The organism is Paenibacillus sp. FSL R7-0026, assembly GCF_038004485.1.
Taxonomy (GTDB): Bacteria; Bacillota; Bacilli; order Paenibacillales; family Paenibacillaceae; genus Paenibacillus; species Paenibacillus xylanexedens_A.
On sequence record NZ_JBBORG010000001.1, the window covers coordinates 2,985,142 to 3,003,780 of the forward strand.

Genomic DNA, 18,639 nt, shown 5'->3' on the forward strand with positions numbered 1-18,639 from the left:
TCCATATACTTAGCATGCTAAATATATTCGCACTATTGAAAGGGCACACATATCTGTGCCTGGCCAGAACGAAGGAGAAAATCGTTATGAAAAAAAGAAGTGAAATGCAACTGGCTTTACAGATGGTTGCAGGGACGCGGTTTGTTCCATAAGTAATATGAAGGAAAAACACTCGCGAGAATATGGGCGTTCCTTACGAATACGGATTGCAGGAACATGGAATCAACGAATAAAGGAGAGGTTTTTAATGAATAACACACTCGAATTGCTTCATAACCATACATCGTTTCGTTCTTACACATCTCAACCCCTAACTGATGAACAAATAGATGTAATATTTCAGGCAGCAAATCAAACTTCATCGTTCAGTCTTCTGCAGGCGGTATCCATTATTCGCATCACAGATCCAGTACTTCGAAAAAAACTCAGACATCTCTGTGTCGATCAACCCTATATTGAAGAAGCGGCAGAATTCTGGATCTTCTGTGCAGATTTTAACCGAAATCATGAAATCGCTCCAGATGTGGATATTGAATATATTGAATTTCTGTTGATTGGTTCATTCGATGCTGGCCTGATGGCACAAAATGCGTTAACCGCGGCTGAATCGATGGGACTTGGCGGAGTGTTCATTGGTGCGGTCAGAGCCAATATTAGCGAACTATCTGACGTATTGAATTTACCTAAATATGTTATTCCTCTGGTGGGATTATGTATCGGTAATCCAGCTGGAGATAAGCCGGAACTGAAACCTCGGCTCCCTCAATCCATGGTATTGCTTGATAATCAATACCAACCAATGGATCAAGAGAAATTAGCAATCTATGATGAGACCATGCTGAAGTATTATGAAAATCGTCCGACGAGAGATCCTTTCACCGTAAAAAAAGTAAAAGGATGGAGTGACCATATCCAGGATCACCTCAAGAGAAGTATTCAACTGCAAATGATGGCCTATTTGAACAAGCAAGGTTTTGCCAAAAAATAAGCTTTACGATAAATCCAATCTTTGTTGTGGAAATTGGTTAGGAAAGGCCCTTATAACGATACTAAGGCGAATTGACACCTGTATATCTCCATGATACATTTAGTCTGCTAAATATGATTCGGATATTAGGGAGGGACGTTCATGACAGATATAGTAGATTGTGATATTCGACAGTCTTTAGATCGAATTTCCTCCCAAATGCGTCGAAATTATAGTGAATCTCTTCGGGAACTTAATCTCTATGTAGGACAAGATAATCTGTTGTATCGGCTGTGGTTGGGTGATGGGGTAACACAGATGCAACTAAGTGAACATATGAAATGCGAACCACCAACGGTTACAAACATGGTCAAATCACTGGAGCAGAACGGATTTATATATCGCAAACGTGATGTACAGGATGCAAGGATCATGCGTATTTTTCTAACCGATAAGGGCAAAGAATTAGAAAAACCGGTTGAGTATAAATGGAGAGAGCAGCAAGAGAAACTACTTCAATCCATTTCTTCGGAAGATCGGCTGATATTGAGGCAATTCATGCAACAAATGGAGCGAAATATCTTATAAATTACGCCAAGCTTCATGTAAACTAACTGAAATGAACGAAACAGAGCCGCTATTATAGCGGCTTTTTTTATTGCCAATAGCTATACATCCTTGTCCAGAACAAAGAATTTGTACTGTCAGTTTCGGAATTTACGATTACACCTCTAATGCTGGGATAAGATTGTGATAATTCAAGTTAATTTTGTTCATTTAGATACTTAAGAGATTACAGTACACTGAAAGAACATACAAACGGAACACACTAAACATGAAAATGTAAGGAATTATAATTCGTTGGAGGTTTTAACGTGAAGACCAAAAATATCTGGTTTAATCAACCTGCTGGAACATGGGAAGAGGCATTGCCTATCGGAAATGGAACTCTTGGAGGCATGATTTTTGGAAAAACACAGATCGAGAGAATTCAGCTTAATGAAGATAGTCTGTGGTATGGTGGACCGATGCAGCGGAATAATCCTCAAGCACTTGAATCTTTATCTCAGATCAGAAGCCTGATTTTTGACGGTAAGATTAGGGAAGCAGAAGAACTCGCAGCAGATACTCTGGTAGGTGTTCCTGATGGGCAAAGGCATTATGAGCCATTAGGGGACTTCTATATCGCTATGGATCACAGTGAACATGAACCAAATGAATATCAAAGACATCTCGATCTGGAACATGGTAAGGTAAACGTGAATTATACCGCAGATCAATCCATTTACAGCCGTGATTATTTTGCTAGCTACCCGGATCAAGTGCTCGTTGTTCATCTCAAATCTAGCGTGCCTGGAAAGTTATCTTTCTCCACTGTTTTTGGCAGGGGAACCGTTCTGACATCAACATCCTATTCAGATATTCTTAAGCATCCTGTTGGTTTCCAATCCTATCTGGACCGGATTGAGAGGCGTGGAACGAATAACTTGATCATCCGGGGAAGAAGTGGGGGAGAAGAAGGAATCCGATTTTGTTGTGCGATTCGCCTTATATCTGAAGGAGGGCAGGTTCATTATTCAAGCGGTCAGCTTTCTCTGAAGAATGGTGATTCAGCGACTATTCTAATCACGGCTTGCACGGATTTTCGAGTACCCAAGGAACAACTCGAAGTGGAGTGTCTCCGAAGAATTGATGCTGCTTCCGCAAAACCATATAGCGAACTGCTCGCCGATCATGTCTCGGACTATCAATCCTTATTCGAAAAGATGGATATACATCTCGAAGATGAAAATAAAGATGTGAGATGTTCCGAACTTCCAATCGATCAGCGTCTTGAGCGGCTTAGAGCTGGTCAGCATGATCCGGAACTGATGAGTCTATACTTTCAATTTGGCCGTTATCTGCTTATCTCAAGCAGCCGTCCAGGTTCTTTACCGGCAAACCTTCAAGGGATATGGAATAAAGACATGCTTCCTGTATGGGATAGCAAATATACGATTAATATTAATACACAGATGAACTACTGGCCTGCAGAAAGCTGCAATCTGTCTGAATGTCACGTTCCATTGTTTGATTTTATAGATCGACTGCAAGTCCGGGGAAAGGAAACCGCTAGAACCATGTACGGATGCAAGGGGTTCGTTGCTCATCACAATTCGGATATCTGGGCAGACGCTGCTCCGCAGGATGTATGCATGACATCGACGTTTTGGACTATGGGAGGAGCATGGCTTTCATTACATCTATGGGACCACTACGAATACAATAAGGATGTTCAATTTCTCAAAAAAGCTTACGCCACGATGAAAGATGCGGCTATCTTTATTCTGGATTATCTAATAGAGGATTATTCCGGCAATTGGGTGATATGTCCTTCGTCATCACCGGAAAATCGCTATATATTAGATAATGGAGAGTCGGGGGCTTTATGTTTTGGTGCTTCAATGGACAATCAGATCATTAGAGAACTCTTCACGCGTTGCATTGAAAGTACTCGTATATTGCAAGAAGATCAGGAATTTGGAGAATTACTCCGTAGTGCTTTAACCAAAATACCGGAGACCTCCATTGGCAAACATGGCCAGATCCAAGAGTGGAGTAACGATTATGATGAATTGGAACCGGGCCACAGGCATATTTCTCATTTATTCGCTTTGCATCCTGGAACGCAAATTACGTTGCAATCAACGCCTGATCTAGCCAAGGCAGCTCGTGTAACACTCGACAGAAGACTGGAACATGGTGGTGGACACACAGGATGGAGCAGGGCGTGGATTCTCAACATGTGGGCACGATTAGAGGAGTCGGAACTTGCACACGATAACATCGTGGAACTTCTACGTTCCTCCACGTTACCCAATCTGTTTTGTGACCATCCTCCATTTCAAATTGATGGGAACTTTGGAGGTACTGCAGGTATAGGAGAGATGCTTCTCCAGAGCCATAACGAAGTAATCAGATTATTACCTGCTTTGCCAGCAGCGTGGCCAAAAGGATATATTCGTGGTATTCGGGCTCGTGGCGGATTTGAAATAGATCTGGAATGGGAAAATGGTCGTCTGTTGAATACCAGAATTCGTTCTATTGAAGAAACAAGAGTAACCGTGTCCTATCTGGACCAAAAAATAGAATTAACCTTTCCTGGCCCCAATTCAATAATTGAACTAACAGGATACGACTGGAATAATCAATAAGAAGTTACCGATTACCTGAGCGAATACCCGCTGACAGAATTGCCGGGTGAATTCGCTCTTTTTTTTTGCTGAGATAAGATATAGGCAAGAGTTGGCGTGTTTTTACTCAACACAATGTTTAAAGAAGACTTCCATATTTAACAAATTTACCAGGTGAAGTGCCGACCAGCTTGGTGAAGCTGCGAATAAAATTGGCATAATCTCCAAAACCGGATTGATAACAGGCCTCTGTAATACTTAAACCTTCGATTAAATAAGATTTCGACAGCTCTATACGGCGACTAAGAATGTATGCTCGAATCGTGAGTCCGGTATGCTTTTTGAATTGTCGACTAATATAGCTGCTATTCGTGAACATAGCCTCTGACAATTGTTCGAGGGTCAGTTGCCTCGTCAGATTACATTCAATGTAATCCATCGTGTTTCGAACTAGTTCAGGCATAATATCCGTTGCAACAAAATCTGTATTTTGAAAAGTTAGATTCGTTAGAAGGAGTAATTGAGTAATCAAAATATTCCCCAGAATATCCGCTCCATAGTCACTTGATGAGAGACACTGTTCAAGCTCACCAGCTAATTGCAGCACTCGATGAAGCTCGTCCTCTTCAAGATGTACGATATTACCCTTACCCTTGGGACGGTAGTCGAAACATGCGGATAAGTTGGTGGTTGACGTAGACAAGCGGTTCAGATATGACTTTTTTAGATTTATGGTAATTCTCTCATATTCGTTTTTGTCCAAGGCAAAGGAACGGTGCATCTCCTCCGGGCTAAGAACGAGCAGATCGCCACGTTGCAAATGGTAACAACGGTTCTCAATGTAGAAGTTCACATTGCCACGAAGAAATAAGTAGAGTTCATATGCATTATGTCGATGATAAAACGTTCCCATATTATACGTGGTGGTGCGATGAAGATACAACAGCTCATTCTGGATTGGATCAAACAGGTATTCTGAAGTCTCATTCATATCAGATATATGACCTCCTTGTCGTTTCGCGCAATAAATATAGCCGTTTGTGCAATGAAATTGCAGACGTGAACCTATAAAATGTAACCATCCTAGCATGATGGATACATAATTGCAAGCGTTTCCACTCAGTGGTGTACAACGCGATTGGAGGAAAAGATGGATCTGATTTTCACGGCACGAAGTAGAGTACAGGACAACGTAGAGTACACGGCTTTGAACAAGCATGCTCTCAAGGCTGACGTAAAAGTAATAAGCGGGAACGGCAGTGCAGAAGACCCATGGCAAGCCGACATTCAGATTTACAACGAGGGCCAGAACCCCTGGGCAGGGGTTATTCATGTGGAAATGCCGTTGGGCAAAAAGAATCCGAGGTTTTTTTTGCCTGCATTTATGTATGGCCGCAACCGGGGCGAAGCACCCCAGAATGTCCCAAATGAGTTCCCCAGACTAAGGGAGGGCAAGCCCTCTCGTCCTTCATCACCCTGGTGGATGGTCCGAAGTGATCGTCTGTCTCATCCGGCTGCACTTATCTATGATGAAGGTCGGATTATTGGTCTAAGCGCAAGTCCCTACTGGATCAATACAGGAAACCAGAAGCAGCAATGGTATCCAGGAATGGAAGGAACGTTTTTACAATATGGGGGATTCACATGTTCTATTGAAAAGGGTACGGTCGGATATACGTTGGGATATGAGAATGCTCCGTTGTTATTTATCAAATCCAGACTTGTCCATGAGCGAGCTGCCCTTGGAGATAATTGTTTTGAACTTGCGGCAGGTGAATCAGTTGGGCTCACTCTTGAACTATATAACTACGAGTCTGAATCAGAACTGGGTATCAATCCTGCACTGGAAACAATCTATAGGAGGTATCACGAAAAACCAAGAGAAGGAAGTGACATTCAGACAACGGTAACGGATTTGTCCAATGCCATCTATGAATATGCCTGGCTTCCGGAGGATCGTCATTATTCAACATTTGTATATGAAGATGCTGCTGAAACTGATGGCTACCGATACAACAAAATTATCTCAATCAGTTGGACAAATGGTATGACCATCGCTGCACCAATGCTTATGGCCGCACTACGCCTGAATAATGAGTCTATGCGACAGCAGGCGTTATCCTGCATTACCAATATTATCGAGAATGCCATGAATCCCGAATCCGGACTTCCGTATGATGCTTATCAGGATGGGATATGGAGTGTTAAAGGCTGGTGGTTCGACGGCATGCGTACCCCAGGACATTCCTCTTACCTTGTAGCTCAAGCGATGTTCTACATTTTGAAAAGCTACGATTATGAGAAGCGCATTCGAAATGTGAGACACGATGATTGGCTTGCTTACGTCAAGCAAGTACTTGATCGTCTGGAGTGCACGAAAAATACGGATGGAGAATACCCCACCATTTTGTCAGAGCGGACAGGAGCAGGTCTTGAATATGATGCCTTTAGCGGGGGCTGGTGTCTTGCCGCCAAGGCATATTACAGTTGGTTAACCCATGATGCCTCTTCTCTGGATGAGCTCAGACGAAGTGAAGCCCACTATTACAGCACCTATGTCCAACACATGGAATGTTACGGCGCTCCGTTGGATGCGGATAAAGCTGTTGATTCGGAAGGCATTCTGGCTTACATCAAAGCTGTTCGGTTTCTACACGCGTTGACCGGTGACGAGCTGTTTCTAGATCACATGAGAGATGCAATCAGCTATGAATTCAGCTTCAAATTTTGTTACAACTCACCTGTTAAGATTCCGCCACTCAGTACATTAGGCTGGTCCAGTTCCGGGGGAAGTGTTACTTCAGTAGCAAATCCGCATATTCACCCCATGTCCAGCAATCTAGTAGATGAGTTGTTGTATTATGTCGGACAACGGGAAGACAATTATGTTCTCCAACGTATGATGGATACCATCGGATGGGGTTGTCAGACCTATAATCGTTATGATCAAGAATTCGGCTATGGCAAAAAAGGATGGATGTCTGAACGCTTCTGTCATTCGGAAGGGCTGGTCACTGAAAAATATGCGGATGGTACGCCAGCCAGCACCTGGTTTTGCCTGATGCCATGGGCCAGTGGCTCGATTATTGAAGGCCTCGTTGGCGACTATTGGGATTATACACGCCATGAATGAATTTATTTTGCAATAACTACAACGGTCACCATATTAGATGCCGCCGATAGGGAGACATGCTACCGGCGGTTTATTTTCGTTGGAGGAAAGGGGACACACGGATGTTAAAAGTATTATTGGTAGATGACGAGATGTATGTACGAAAGGGGCTGTATGAACTCATAAATTGGATGGATCTTAATATGGAGATTATCGGAGAGGCAGAGAACGGTGCAGAGGCATTAAATCTGATTGAATGTCTGCAACCAGATGTGATTATTACAGATATCCGCATGCCAATTCTGGATGGACTGGAACTGATACGTGCCGTAGAGAAAATGCCACATCTGGAACCTGTGTTCATTATCATCAGTGGTTATCATGACTTCAAATATGCACAGCAGGCAATCAGGTACGGAGTTCATGACTATATCCTAAAGCCTATTGATGATGAAGAACTGACGGCGACGTTGAAGAAGTCGGCTAATCTGATTTGCAATAAAAGAAAACATATTCTTTTGGCTGAGGGACAGGCCAGTACCATCATGCTGGAGGATGTGATCAAAGGCCATGTACAGAAGGAAGATGAACATCGATATTTCGAGATGCTCGGGATCAATCGTAGCTGCAGTCTGCTCATGACTTTGATCGAACTTCAGACCGGATTAGATGAAATCAAAATCACCATTGAACAGCTACGTGAAGCAGTACATTCTCTGGAGAGTAATTTATGCAAAATGTTCATCAGTGAGCAACACCGCGGCACGTTTGCATTATTACTGTTGTGGCCTGATCATCATCAAGGGGGCTCGGCGTTACAGGATAAACTGCATAATATTCATATAACACTGAGCAAAAGGTTTAACCTGGATATCGGTCTTTATGCAGGAACACTCGTCAAAGAAATTGGTGATGTCCCACAATCCCTTATGGCGGCTGAAGAAGCAGCCAAGCATAAATATGCTGAAACTGGTGGTGTCGTACGTTATACGGAGATCAAAGACAAACCGCTGTTTGTTTTCAATGTGTACCAAGACGAGGTGGATCAATTAATCTTGAGCCTGGAAGAGGGGAATAGGTCTTCTTACCACAACATTGTAGAAGAGAAATTCAAACTGTTTCATATGAATCGATTTTCTCCTCAAGCTGTATCGGGTTCTCTTTTGCGTTATATAACGGGTATTCTCGCTGTCGTCCATGAAATGGGTGGTAATGATGAAGGTCTACAGCAGCTAAAGGAGCTGGCACAACAAAGTCATGAAGGTTGGAATTTACGACTATTGAAGAATGCATTTCTCATCGCGTTGGAGGAAGCCGAGGATTATGTCTCTCATTTACGAATGGAGCGATCCAAGGGAGATATCAGCAAGATCAAACGATATATTGATGCAAATTATACCGAGAACATCAATCTCAAAAGCATTGCTGCGCTCTTCTACATGAATCCCGTTTATCTAGGGCGATTATTCCGCAAAAGCTACAATCAATATTTCAATGACTATCTGCTGAACCTGCGGATTCATGAGGCGAAGAAGTTATTGCGCCAGACGGATCTGAGAATGTACGAGGTTGCTGCACGCGTAGGATTTCAGAATGCGGATTATTTTGTAACCCAGTTTGAGAAACTTGTTAAGTTATCGCCTACAGAGTATCGCAATCTCCTTATGGGAAATGAGCAGCGAGGTGCACAATGCCAAGATGGAACCTGAATTACATGAAGCTTCGAGATAAACTACTGCTGATGTATGTCCTGTCCGTGTTTATTCCGATCGTTGTAACCAATGTGGTGTTCTATAATGTCACATCCGCCAATATTCGTAGTCAGAAAACACGTGATGCTGGCATGGCCTTGAACAATCTGAAGAACGACCTGCGGGTAACCATTGATCAGGGCGTCGGCCTCTCTTATTCGTTATATACTGACCCTGTGTTCAATGACACCATCTCCCGTTCATTTCAAAGTCATTTTGAGTACATTGACGCTTATAATTCCTATCTAAAAGGGCAATTCTCCGGTCAAATGAATCAGGGAATTCGCTGGTATCAAGTGTATACCGATAATTCTACCATTTTATCTTCCGGTTATATTGATCGTTTAACTAACGTGGTCCGCAATTCGGACTGGTACGTTCAATTTCAGGCATACTCCGCCCCTTATCCGGCACTGATCTCATCGGATCAGATGTTAAGTCTGGTTCAAAGGCTCGACAATCTGGACACTGGGGGGAGAGAGCAGTTACTTAAAATTGATCTGAATATGGATATGATCAAGCAGTATTTTCACAACAGCGGATTTGATGGAAAAGTGTATCTTCTTGATCCGGGGGGACACATCCAATTTTCAAATGATCCTACAGCAGAAGCTCAGATAGGGAAACGTTACAGCGAGATCCAGTTTCCGAACAAAATGATTCCCTTTGAACTTACGTATACAGGCATTAACTATCTGGAAGGGTGGTCCCTACATGGAGTGATGGATGAAGAAATTGTGTTGAAGGAGGTGCGAAAGTCCCGTTCCTTCGTCGTATGGCTGGCTTGCATTAATTTTGTCCTGCCTTCTATTATCATCGCGGCGATGTCCAGATCCATCCATGTCAGGCTGGTGCGTATTCTGAAACATATGAAAAAAGTAAAAACACAAAATTTCCAGACGATTCCGCCTGAAGATGCAAGAGATGAAATAGGTCAACTCACGATGGAATTTAATCGAATGACCGAGACGATCCATAACCTGATTCATGAAGTATATCTCGCCGACATCCAAAAGAAAGACTTGGAGTTAAAGCAGCAGCAAGCACAGCTTCATGCGCTCCATAGTCAGATCAACCCACATTTTTTGTTTAATACGCTGGAGTCGGTACGTATGCGGAGCCTCATCAAAGGCGAAAAAGAGACTGCCAAAATCGTGCATAACATGGCCAAGATGTTTCGCAAGTCGATTAGTTGGAATCAGAATGATGTGACAGTGAAGGAAGAATTGGAACTCATCGAGAGTTTTTTGCAAATTCAGAAATACCGCTTTGGAGAAAAACTCCAATATACCATTGAGGCAGATCCTGCGGTACTGATGTACCGAATCCCCAAGATGGTTATCCTCCCCTTTGTTGAGAATGCAAGTATTCATGGAATTGAGTCATCTCCGGGTGTAGGCATCATTCAACTCTTCGTTTCAATGGAAAATGACCTGCTCCATATCAGACTAACGGATAACGGTATAGGGATGTCACAAGCAAAATTGGAAGAGTTGTTAAGTTACCTGGATCAAAACACCGATATGGGAGAGCATGTTGGCATGAAAAATGCGTATAGTCGCTTAAAACTTTGTTATAAAAATCACTTTACGTTCGACATCCAGACATGGGAAGGAGAAGGAACGCGTATCCAAATTAAGCTTCCACTTGATCCATCAGCCATGCCAGGCGACTAAATATGAGGGATATACTTTTCAAAGTAGGAGGTACACTTTCATGGGTAACTTTGAAAGCGCTATCTTGATATATTGAGAAGGCTTAAAGACACAAACAATACTTTAAGGGGGCATTTGCTACATGTTTAGAAAAAAAAACATTATACCAGGTCTGGCCATTTTACTGGCTGTAACCCTGGCAGGTTGTAATAAAGCCAGCCCGGAAGCCTCTTATCCTGACAGTAATGACAATACCCCGGTCACCTTTAAATATTTCACGTTTGGCGGTGGCAAGAAGGACATTCTGGCAAGCGGCACGACCATTGGCAAGAAGCTACAGGAACAAACGGGCGTTGACTGGAAGATGGAATATCTGGTTGGTGACGGTGCAACCAAGGCAGGTGTGATGATTGCGAGTGGTGATTACCCCGATATCATCGACTCCAGTGGTGAAATGGCCAAATTGATGGATGCAGGATCTTTTATCCCGCTGGATGAACTGATCGATCAATACGGGCCTAACATCAAGCGAGTATACGGGTCTTATATGGACAAATTCAGACAGGAGGATGGAAAGATATATTTCTTGCCATACACTGCCAACATCGGTTATGTGTCAGAGCCTAACTTCCAGACTGGCTTTTATATTCAGCGTGCTGTGTTAAAAGAGTTTAACTATCCCAAGATCAGAACACTGGACGAATATTTTGACTTGATTGAGCAATACAAGCAAAAGCATCCGCAGATCGATGGAAAAGAAACCATCGGCTTCGCCACACTTGCGGGTGAATCGGGTAGCTTCTTCACCCTGCTAAATCCGGCTATGCATCTGGCAGGTTACCCAAACGATGGTAGTGTGATGGTGGATATGCAGAGCCATGAAGCCAAACTGGTAGCCGGATCTGATTATCAGAAACAATGGATTCAGAAGCTGAGCGAGGTTAACGCACAGGGGATGTTTGATCCCGAATCCTTCACAATGAACCAGGATCAGTATCTCGCCAAGTTGACGTCCGGTCGGGTGCTGGGATATTTCAGTTACTCCTGGCAGGTTGGAGACGCAACGAACAACCTCAAGAAGGCTGGTATTGATGATAAACGATATGTATCTCTACCAATCGTATTTGATGACAGTGTCAAAGACCAGTATGTGGACCCGCCAGGTTTTGTGAACAACTACGGTGTCGGAATTACCGTAAATGCCAAAGATCCCGTGCGAATTATTAAATATTTTGATAATTTGCTTAAGGAAGAAAACCAGATTCTGGTTCAATGGGGTGTTGAGAACGAGACGTATAGTGTGAATGATGAGGGCCGCTTTTACTTTAAAAATGATGACCAACGCAAGGCACATGAAGATCCAGAATTAAGTCGTAAATTCGGCTTTGACTATTTTAATTACAGCTGGCCTCGTTACGGGAATAACTCCGTGCTGGAGGATGGCAACGCCTATGGACCGGGCAATCAACCAGAAGTGGCTACCTTTAGTTACACGGAGGGAGACAAGCTTTTGTTAGAGAAATATGGTGTGGATACATTCACAGAACTATTCAGCACACCGGATGAGCGTCCTTGGTCTCCTGCCTGGTCTATTGCACTGGAGCAGGGCTCTCCTGAACAGATTTTTATCACCAAGGCAGAAGATCTCCAGAAGAAATATTTACCCAAAATGATTATGGATTCGCCTTCCACTTTCGAGAACACATGGAATGAATATATGAGTCAATTGAATCAACTCGACAAGAAAACATACGAAGCTACGATAACACAGGCAGTTAAGGATCGTGTAGCTGGCAAATGGTGAGTGTAATCCATAAGAGAAAACACGGAACGGGGGAATATTCACATGTTAAAACCAAAATTTAGAACAGCGGGTTTAGCTGTATTACTAACAGCTTTGCTGGCTGGGTGCAGTCAGAACAGTTCGTCATCAGCGCCTTCAGCCACAGGTGATGATGAGAACAGTCCAGTCACGTTCTCGTATTACATGTTCTCTCCAGGCAAGAAGGATGTTCTGGCAAGCGAAACAACCATCGGTAAAGCGTTGCAAGAGCAGACGGGTGTGGACTGGAAGATGGAATATCTGGTAGGTGATAGTGCTACAAAAGCCGGTGTCATGATTGCCAGTGGAGACTATCCTGATGTCATTAGCTCCAGTGGTGAGATGTCCAAGTTACTGGATGCCGGTGCCTATATTCCGCTGGATGATCTGATTGAGGAGTACGGTCCTAATATCAAAAGGGTGTATGGACCATATTTCGATAAAATGAAAAATGCCGAAGATGGAAAAATCTATGCCCTGCCTTATACGGCTAATCAGGGTGAGTATTCAGGTAGTCCAAATGTGGGCGGAGGAGCTTTCTGGATTCAACGATCTGTGCTCAAAGAGTTTGATTATCCCAAGATCACTACACTGGATGAATATTTTGATCTAATTCAGGATTATAAGGAAAAACATCCAACTGTCGACGGTGCAGAGACGATCGGATTTGTGTCACTTGCGGGTGTGGCCAATAACTTCTTCACCTTGCAAAATCCAGCGATGCATCTCGCCGGTTATCCGAACGATGGCAGTGTCATGGTGGACATGACAACCCATGAAGCAAAAGTCGTCGCGGGAACAGATGCTCAGAAAAAATGGATTCAGAAGTTAAATGAAATCAATGCTCAAGGCATGCTTGATCCAGAATCCTTTACGATGAACAAAGACCAGTATTTGGCCAAGCTGACTTCGGGTCGTGTGTTAGGATACTTCAATTATGGCTGGCAGATTGGGGATGCATCGAAAAACTTGCTCTCTGCAGGCATTGATGAGAAGCGCTACGCTCCACTTCCGATTGTGTTTGATGAAGGAATCAAGGATCAGTATGTGGATCCTCCCGGCTTTGTCAACAACTATGCAACAGGTATCTCGGTGAATGCCAAAGACCCTGTTCGTATCATCAAATATTTCGATAATTTGCTGAAGGAAGAGAATCAGGTTCTGGTGCAATGGGGAATCAAGGATGAGACGTACAGTGTGGATGAAAAGGGCAGATTCTATTATGCAAATGAAGATCAACGCAAGGCTCATGATGATCTGGAGCTCAGCCGTAAATTCGGGTTCACCTACTTTGGGACAGACTGGCCGAAATATGGCGGTGAATCTACACTAACCGATGGTAACGCTTATAGCCCTGGCAACCAGCCGGAAGTGGCCGCTGCATCTTACACCGAGGGAGATAAGAAATTCCTCGAAGCCTACGGTATCCAAACCTTTAGTGAATTGTTTAACAAACCGGAAGAGCGGCCTTGGTTCCCGGCATGGTCCATCGCATTGGAGCAAGGATCACCTGAACAGATCTTCACGACCAAATCGGATGATTTGCAACGTAAATACTTGCCGGAGATGATCTTGGGAGCGCCATCGAATTTTGATAAATTGTGGGATGCCTACATGGCTGAATTGAACAAATTGGATAAAGATGGTTATGAAGCGACCATTACCAAAGTTGTGAAGGATCGTGTTGCAGGAAAATGGTAATACGAACACTTTAAAACAAACTGTTACGTGCGTAGGAGAAGATGACAGAGCATAAGCTTCGGCTTCTCCTCGCATGAATAACAGCACAGGAAAGGAGCAGGTTCACCGTGGAGAAACCTAATGTCTCCCTTAACTCGATGCCTCCGGCCTCGAGTCCGAAGGGAACCAGAGCACACTCGTTCTTTAAGCGACTTGTGCAGCAACGAACGCTTGCCTGGATGTGTATTCCTTTTGTCATCTGGGCTTTTATCTTCAAGTACCTGCCGTTATGGGGATGGACCATGGCTTTTCAGAATTTCAAACCGGCAAGGTCCTTCTCGGATCAGCAATGGGTAGGTTGGCAACATTTTAGTACGTTATTTGAAGACAATACCTTCTACCGGGTGCTGCGAAATACACTCGTTATGAGTTCCATTAAACTGGTGTTGGGATTTGTGACAGCAATTACGCTGGCTCTCTTGTTGAATGAGCTGAAAAATGTCATATTTAAACGTTTTGTGCAAACCGTCAGTTATCTGCCTCACTTTATCTCGTGGGTTGTTGCATCCAGCATTGTATTAACCGTCCTGTCACCAGATGGTATTATCAATCTGCTGCTGATGAAGCTTCACCTGATTGACAGTCCGGTACTATGGATGGGGAAAGGAGAATACTTTTGGGGTATTCTGGGGGCAACTGAGGTCTGGAAAGATGTCGGTTGGAACACCATTATCTATCTGGCAGCGATTACGGCAATTGATCCGGCGCAATATGAGGCTGCCGAGATTGATGGAGCCAGTCGCTTCAAACGGATGTTATATATCACCCTGCCTGGCTTGAAACCGGTTATTGTGATCTTGTTGATCATGAACATGGGAAGTATTCTTGAATCCGGATTCGAACCGCAATATCTGCTGGGTAACGGGATGAATATGGACTATTCGGAGAATCTGGACATCTTTGTACTGAAATATGGATTAGGGATGGGGAACTTTTCCTTAGGTACAGCAGCTGGCATATTCAAAACGGTGGTCAGCTTCATCTTCCTTTTCTCAGCGAACTATATAGCGAAAAAAATGGGAGAGAGCAGACTATTCTAAAAGGAGGCCTATGCCATGCGTAAAGGAAACACATCCCGCTTGCGGAATAGCAGCACCGGGGATCGAGCGTTTGACACTTTTAACATCATCTTCATGGTATGTCTGATGATTGTGACGATCTATCCCTTTGTTAATATGATTGCCGTATCTTTCAATAATGCAAATGATGCCATTCGGGGTGGAATATATCTATGGCCTCGTGTATGGACACTGGACAACTACAAATACATTTTTGGCGAATCCGATATTTATCACGCAACTCTGATCTCGGCGCTGCGTACGATCATTGGAACCGTGGTGTCCGTCTTCTGTACAGCCATGCTCGCGTATACGGTTAGTCGTCAGGAATTTGTGCTTCGCAAGTTTGTTACGATGTTTTTTGTATTCACCATGTACTTCAGCGGGGGGTTGATCCCCGGTTATCTGCTGATTCGAGACCTTGGATTGATCGGTTCCTTCTGGGTATATATCATTCCGGGTGTAATCGGTGTCTTCAATATGATCGTCATCCGTTCATTTATTGAAGGTCTTCCTGAAGGCATTCTGGAGTCAGCCCGTATTGACGGGGCAGGGGAGTTCACGACATTTATCCGCGTTGTCCTGCCGCTAACGATTCCCGCAATGGCAACCGTATCACTCTTTGTAGCTGTGGGACAATGGAATTCCTGGTTCGATGTATTCCTGTACAACTCTTCCAATAAAGAATTAAGCACATTGCAATATGAGTTGATGAAGATTCTTCAAACTTCGACAACCTCAGCGACTTCATCAGCAAGTGATGCTTATCAATCTGCCGAAAGCAATGCAACGGCGGTCACACCAACCTCGATTCGAGCGACCATGACCATTATTGCAAGTGTTCCTATTCTGATGGTGTATCCGTTCTTACAGAAATACTTTGTTCAGGGCATGACGATTGGTGGCGTGAAGGGATAGTCATGACTTGCATACAACTTCATTGAATTAATGAAAACGCAACAAACTATACCGTAGTAACGTCTATTCATCCATAGAATACAACAGGAGTGAAACCAATGCATGTAAAATGGATGACGATTATTGGTGCTGTTGTCGGCTCTATGCTTATTGGGGTGGGAACGGCAGCTGCGGAAGAAACGTTTGTTGATCTCAAACATTCAAAGTGGGCAGAAGATGGCATCACGTATATGGCGAAACGGGGAACAATAGCCGGATATGGCAATGGCATTTTCAAGCCTAAGGCACTTGTGACAAGGGCACAAGCCGTCACTTTTATGGTGCGCGAGCTTTATCCAGATCAGCTTCAAAGAGCAGTGGAAGGCACAACTTATTCAGATGTTCCTACTACACACCCTTTCCATCGAGAAATCATGATAGCTGCTAAAAATGGACTTGCGAGCGGTTTTCCTAACGGAACTTTCCGTCCGGACGCACCGCTTAGCCGCGCAGAGACTGCGGCCTTCCTTACACGGGCATATGCACTCGCGGAAGGTAAGAACCCCGCAAAATGGACAGATACGGACATGCATTGGGCAGCAGCCCCGATTCTTATTATGAGTTCAAACGGCTTGGTCGGCGGTTATTCGGATGCCACTTTCCGTCCGAATCAAGCTGTCACGCGCGCTGAATATGCCGTATTTATGGCGAGAGTAATTCGCTTCGAACGTGAAGCGGCCATTCGGACACAAGATTGGGACAAGCTGATATCCTATATGACGGTAAGTGAGCAAGTTGGTCAGATGCTTATGCCCGACATTAGGCAATGGAATAATAAAGCGACAACGACCGTCAATGAGGGGCTGAAGCGCACTATCCATGATCAGGACTTGGGCGGACTCATTCTATTTGACAAAAATATTGCAGACGTGACGCAGCTTACAACGTTCACACATGATATACAAAGAGAAGCTGGTGACATTCCTCTATTTCTTAGCATCGACCAAGAAGGAGGCGTTATTAAGCGAATACCAGGCGGTACGAACCTGCCAGGTCAAATGGCGCTTGGCGCAACTGGAGATGCAACACTAGCCGAAGCAGCCGGTCAGCTGACTGGGGAGGAACTGAAGGCATTGGGAATACAGATTAATTTTGCGCCAGTGCTGGACATCAACAGCAATCCAGATAACCCCATCATTGGTATACGGTCGTTTGGCTCGGATGCGGATTTGGTGACGCGGCTTGGTCTCGCAACGATAAAAGGGCTACAGCAATCAGGAGTGATGGCGGCAGTTAAGCATTTTCCGGGACATGGAGATACAACGGTAGATTCCCATCTTGGTATGCCTGTGCTTGCCCATAACCGAGAGCGGCTTGATGCAGTAGAATTAAAACCGTTTCGGGCTGCAATCAAAAATGGTGTAGAGATGATTATGACCGCACATATTGCTTTTCCTGCCATAGACAACGAACATGTCACTTCGCTCAAAGACGGTGAAAGTGTACCGATTCCTGCCACCTTATCGAAAAAGGTACTGACCGGACTGCTGCGAGGGGAGCTGGGATATGAAGGACTCATCGTGTCGGATGCCTTTACCATGAATGCAATTGCGGAGCATTTTGGGGAGAACCAATCGGTAGAACGCGCCGTTTCCGCAGGGGTTGATATCATCCTAATGCCAAAAGATTCAGCAGCGGCCCATCAAACACTGGTGAACGCAGTGAACAATGGAACGATCAAGGATGAAACCATACATGCATCCGTGAAACGAATCTTGGAGATGAAAGCGAAATATGGTTTGTTTGAACACAGCCAAACCCTCGCGCAAAAGCTAACTCAGCTTAACGGTATCATCGGATCGAAGGCACACCGTGCAGTGGAGCAGACAATCGCAGAGCGAGCGGTCACTGTACTCAGCAGTCGCGAAGGTGTGCTTCCTGATCCAATGAAGCAAGGCGACCGGGTTGTTATTGTCGCAGCTGAGCAGGAACAGGCGAAACAGCTTGAAAGACAACTGTTGCAAGCCGCTAATAACCTGTCGTTAAAGACTGAAATATCACTTGTTGGACAAGGTAACATGAATGAAACACTTCAGGCAATTGGCAAGGCGAATTATGTCATTCTTGCTTCTTACCAATTCCGTAACGTGGCCAGCCAGTTCGGTTGGAGTGAGTATCAAACCTTGATTAATGCGATGAACAAGAGTAATCAGCGATACACGCTATTGTCACTAGGTAACCCTTACGAGATGCTCTATCTGCAGAACGTGCGCTCAGGGCTTGCTGTGTATGGAAAGCAGGAGCCAAATACGTCTGCCGGGATCAAAGTATTGCTTGGTCAACTGAAAGCTGGAGGAAAGTTTCCCGTACTAACGGATTAACGCTTAATTAATGAAGAAAAAACGGATTCCAGCATACGGAATCCGTTTTTTATTTCAAACTTTTGTTTTATCAATCCATCTAC

General features: G+C 44.1%; 12 protein-coding genes. 11 read left to right on the forward strand and 1 reads right to left on the reverse strand.

Features of this window, described 5'->3' with window-relative positions; all coding sequences use genetic code 11:
* Positions 1–247 precede the first annotated feature (247 nt).
* The 3 genes from nfsA (at position 248) to MKY44_RS13490 (ending at position 4,161) form a co-directional block, all read left to right on the forward strand.
* A complete protein-coding gene (gene nfsA, locus MKY44_RS13480) occupies positions 248–988 on the forward strand; it encodes an oxygen-insensitive NADPH nitroreductase (RefSeq protein ID WP_341007458.1) in 741 nt (246 codons plus the stop codon).
* Between the two features lie 141 nt (positions 989–1,129).
* Positions 1,130–1,555: a MarR family winged helix-turn-helix transcriptional regulator gene (locus MKY44_RS13485; RefSeq protein ID WP_341007459.1), complete on the forward strand. Its 426-nt coding sequence runs from the start codon at positions 1,130–1,132 to the stop codon at positions 1,553–1,555.
* A 287-nt stretch (positions 1,556–1,842) separates the two neighbouring features.
* Positions 1,843–4,161, forward strand: a complete 2,319-nt coding sequence (locus MKY44_RS13490; RefSeq protein WP_341007460.1) for a glycoside hydrolase family 95 protein — start codon at positions 1,843–1,845, stop codon at positions 4,159–4,161.
* Between the two features lie 118 nt (positions 4,162–4,279).
* Here the strand turns inward: MKY44_RS13490 and MKY44_RS13495 are convergent, their stop codons facing one another.
* The gene (locus tag MKY44_RS13495) at positions 4,280–5,131 is read right to left on the reverse strand and encodes an AraC family transcriptional regulator (RefSeq protein WP_341007461.1); all 852 of its coding nucleotides are present in this window, start codon (positions 5,129–5,131) and stop codon (positions 4,280–4,282) included.
* A 159-nt stretch (positions 5,132–5,290) separates the two neighbouring features.
* Between MKY44_RS13495 and MKY44_RS13500 the strand changes: the two genes are divergently transcribed.
* The 8 genes from MKY44_RS13500 (at position 5,291) to MKY44_RS13535 (ending at position 18,556) form a co-directional block, all read left to right on the forward strand.
* Entirely contained in the window at positions 5,291–7,273 is a 1,983-nt protein-coding gene (locus MKY44_RS13500) for a hypothetical protein (protein ID WP_341007462.1), read from the forward strand.
* A gap of 101 nt (positions 7,274–7,374) precedes the next feature.
* The gene (locus tag MKY44_RS13505; RefSeq protein ID WP_341007463.1) at positions 7,375–8,961 is read left to right on the forward strand and encodes a response regulator transcription factor; all 1,587 of its coding nucleotides are present in this window, start codon (positions 7,375–7,377) and stop codon (positions 8,959–8,961) included.
* Positions 8,943–10,679, forward strand: coding sequence for a sensor histidine kinase (locus MKY44_RS13510; RefSeq protein WP_341007464.1), 1,737 nt, complete (start codon positions 8,943–8,945; stop codon positions 10,677–10,679). Before MKY44_RS13505 ends, MKY44_RS13510 begins: the two co-directional genes overlap by 19 nt.
* Before the next feature lie 121 nt (positions 10,680–10,800).
* Positions 10,801–12,462, forward strand: a complete 1,662-nt coding sequence (locus MKY44_RS13515) for an ABC transporter substrate-binding protein (RefSeq protein WP_341007465.1) — start codon at positions 10,801–10,803, stop codon at positions 12,460–12,462.
* 42 nt (positions 12,463–12,504) lie between these two features.
* Positions 12,505–14,181 carry an ABC transporter substrate-binding protein gene (locus MKY44_RS13520; protein ID WP_341007466.1) on the forward strand — a complete coding sequence of 559 codons (1,677 nt, stop codon included), beginning with the start codon at positions 12,505–12,507 and terminating at the stop codon, positions 14,179–14,181.
* Positions 14,182–14,318: 137 nt separating this feature from the next.
* Positions 14,319–15,260 carry an ABC transporter permease gene (locus MKY44_RS13525; RefSeq protein WP_047844314.1) on the forward strand — a complete coding sequence of 314 codons (942 nt, stop codon included), beginning with the start codon at positions 14,319–14,321 and terminating at the stop codon, positions 15,258–15,260.
* A gap of 15 nt (positions 15,261–15,275) precedes the next feature.
* Positions 15,276–16,196, forward strand: coding sequence for a carbohydrate ABC transporter permease (locus MKY44_RS13530; protein WP_036615816.1), 921 nt, complete (start codon positions 15,276–15,278; stop codon positions 16,194–16,196).
* A 98-nt stretch (positions 16,197–16,294) separates the two neighbouring features.
* Positions 16,295–18,556 carry a glycoside hydrolase family 3 N-terminal domain-containing protein gene (locus MKY44_RS13535; protein ID WP_341007467.1) on the forward strand — a complete coding sequence of 754 codons (2,262 nt, stop codon included), beginning with the start codon at positions 16,295–16,297 and terminating at the stop codon, positions 18,554–18,556.
* The last annotated feature ends 83 nt before the right edge of the window (positions 18,557–18,639 follow it).

Coding starts and splice junctions, on each gene's coding strand:
- MKY44_RS13530 (WP_036615816.1), top strand. CDS start 15,276: ATGCGTAAAGGAAACACATCCCGCTTGCGGAATAGCAGCACCGGGGAT.
- nfsA (WP_341007458.1), top strand. CDS start 248: ATGAATAACACACTCGAATTGCTTCATAACCATACATCGTTTCGTTCT.
- MKY44_RS13485 (WP_341007459.1), top strand. CDS start 1,130: ATGACAGATATAGTAGATTGTGATATTCGACAGTCTTTAGATCGAATT.
- MKY44_RS13500 (WP_341007462.1), top strand. CDS start 5,291: ATGGATCTGATTTTCACGGCACGAAGTAGAGTACAGGACAACGTAGAG.
- MKY44_RS13510 (WP_341007464.1), top strand. CDS start 8,943: ATGCCAAGATGGAACCTGAATTACATGAAGCTTCGAGATAAACTACTG.
- MKY44_RS13535 (WP_341007467.1), top strand. CDS start 16,295: ATGCATGTAAAATGGATGACGATTATTGGTGCTGTTGTCGGCTCTATG.
- MKY44_RS13495 (WP_341007461.1), bottom strand. CDS start 5,131: ATGAATGAGACTTCAGAATACCTGTTTGATCCAATCCAGAATGAGCTG.
- MKY44_RS13505 (WP_341007463.1), top strand. CDS start 7,375: ATGTTAAAAGTATTATTGGTAGATGACGAGATGTATGTACGAAAGGGG.
- MKY44_RS13515 (WP_341007465.1), top strand. CDS start 10,801: ATGTTTAGAAAAAAAAACATTATACCAGGTCTGGCCATTTTACTGGCT.
- MKY44_RS13520 (WP_341007466.1), top strand. CDS start 12,505: ATGTTAAAACCAAAATTTAGAACAGCGGGTTTAGCTGTATTACTAACA.
- MKY44_RS13525 (WP_047844314.1), top strand. CDS start 14,319: ATGCCTCCGGCCTCGAGTCCGAAGGGAACCAGAGCACACTCGTTCTTT.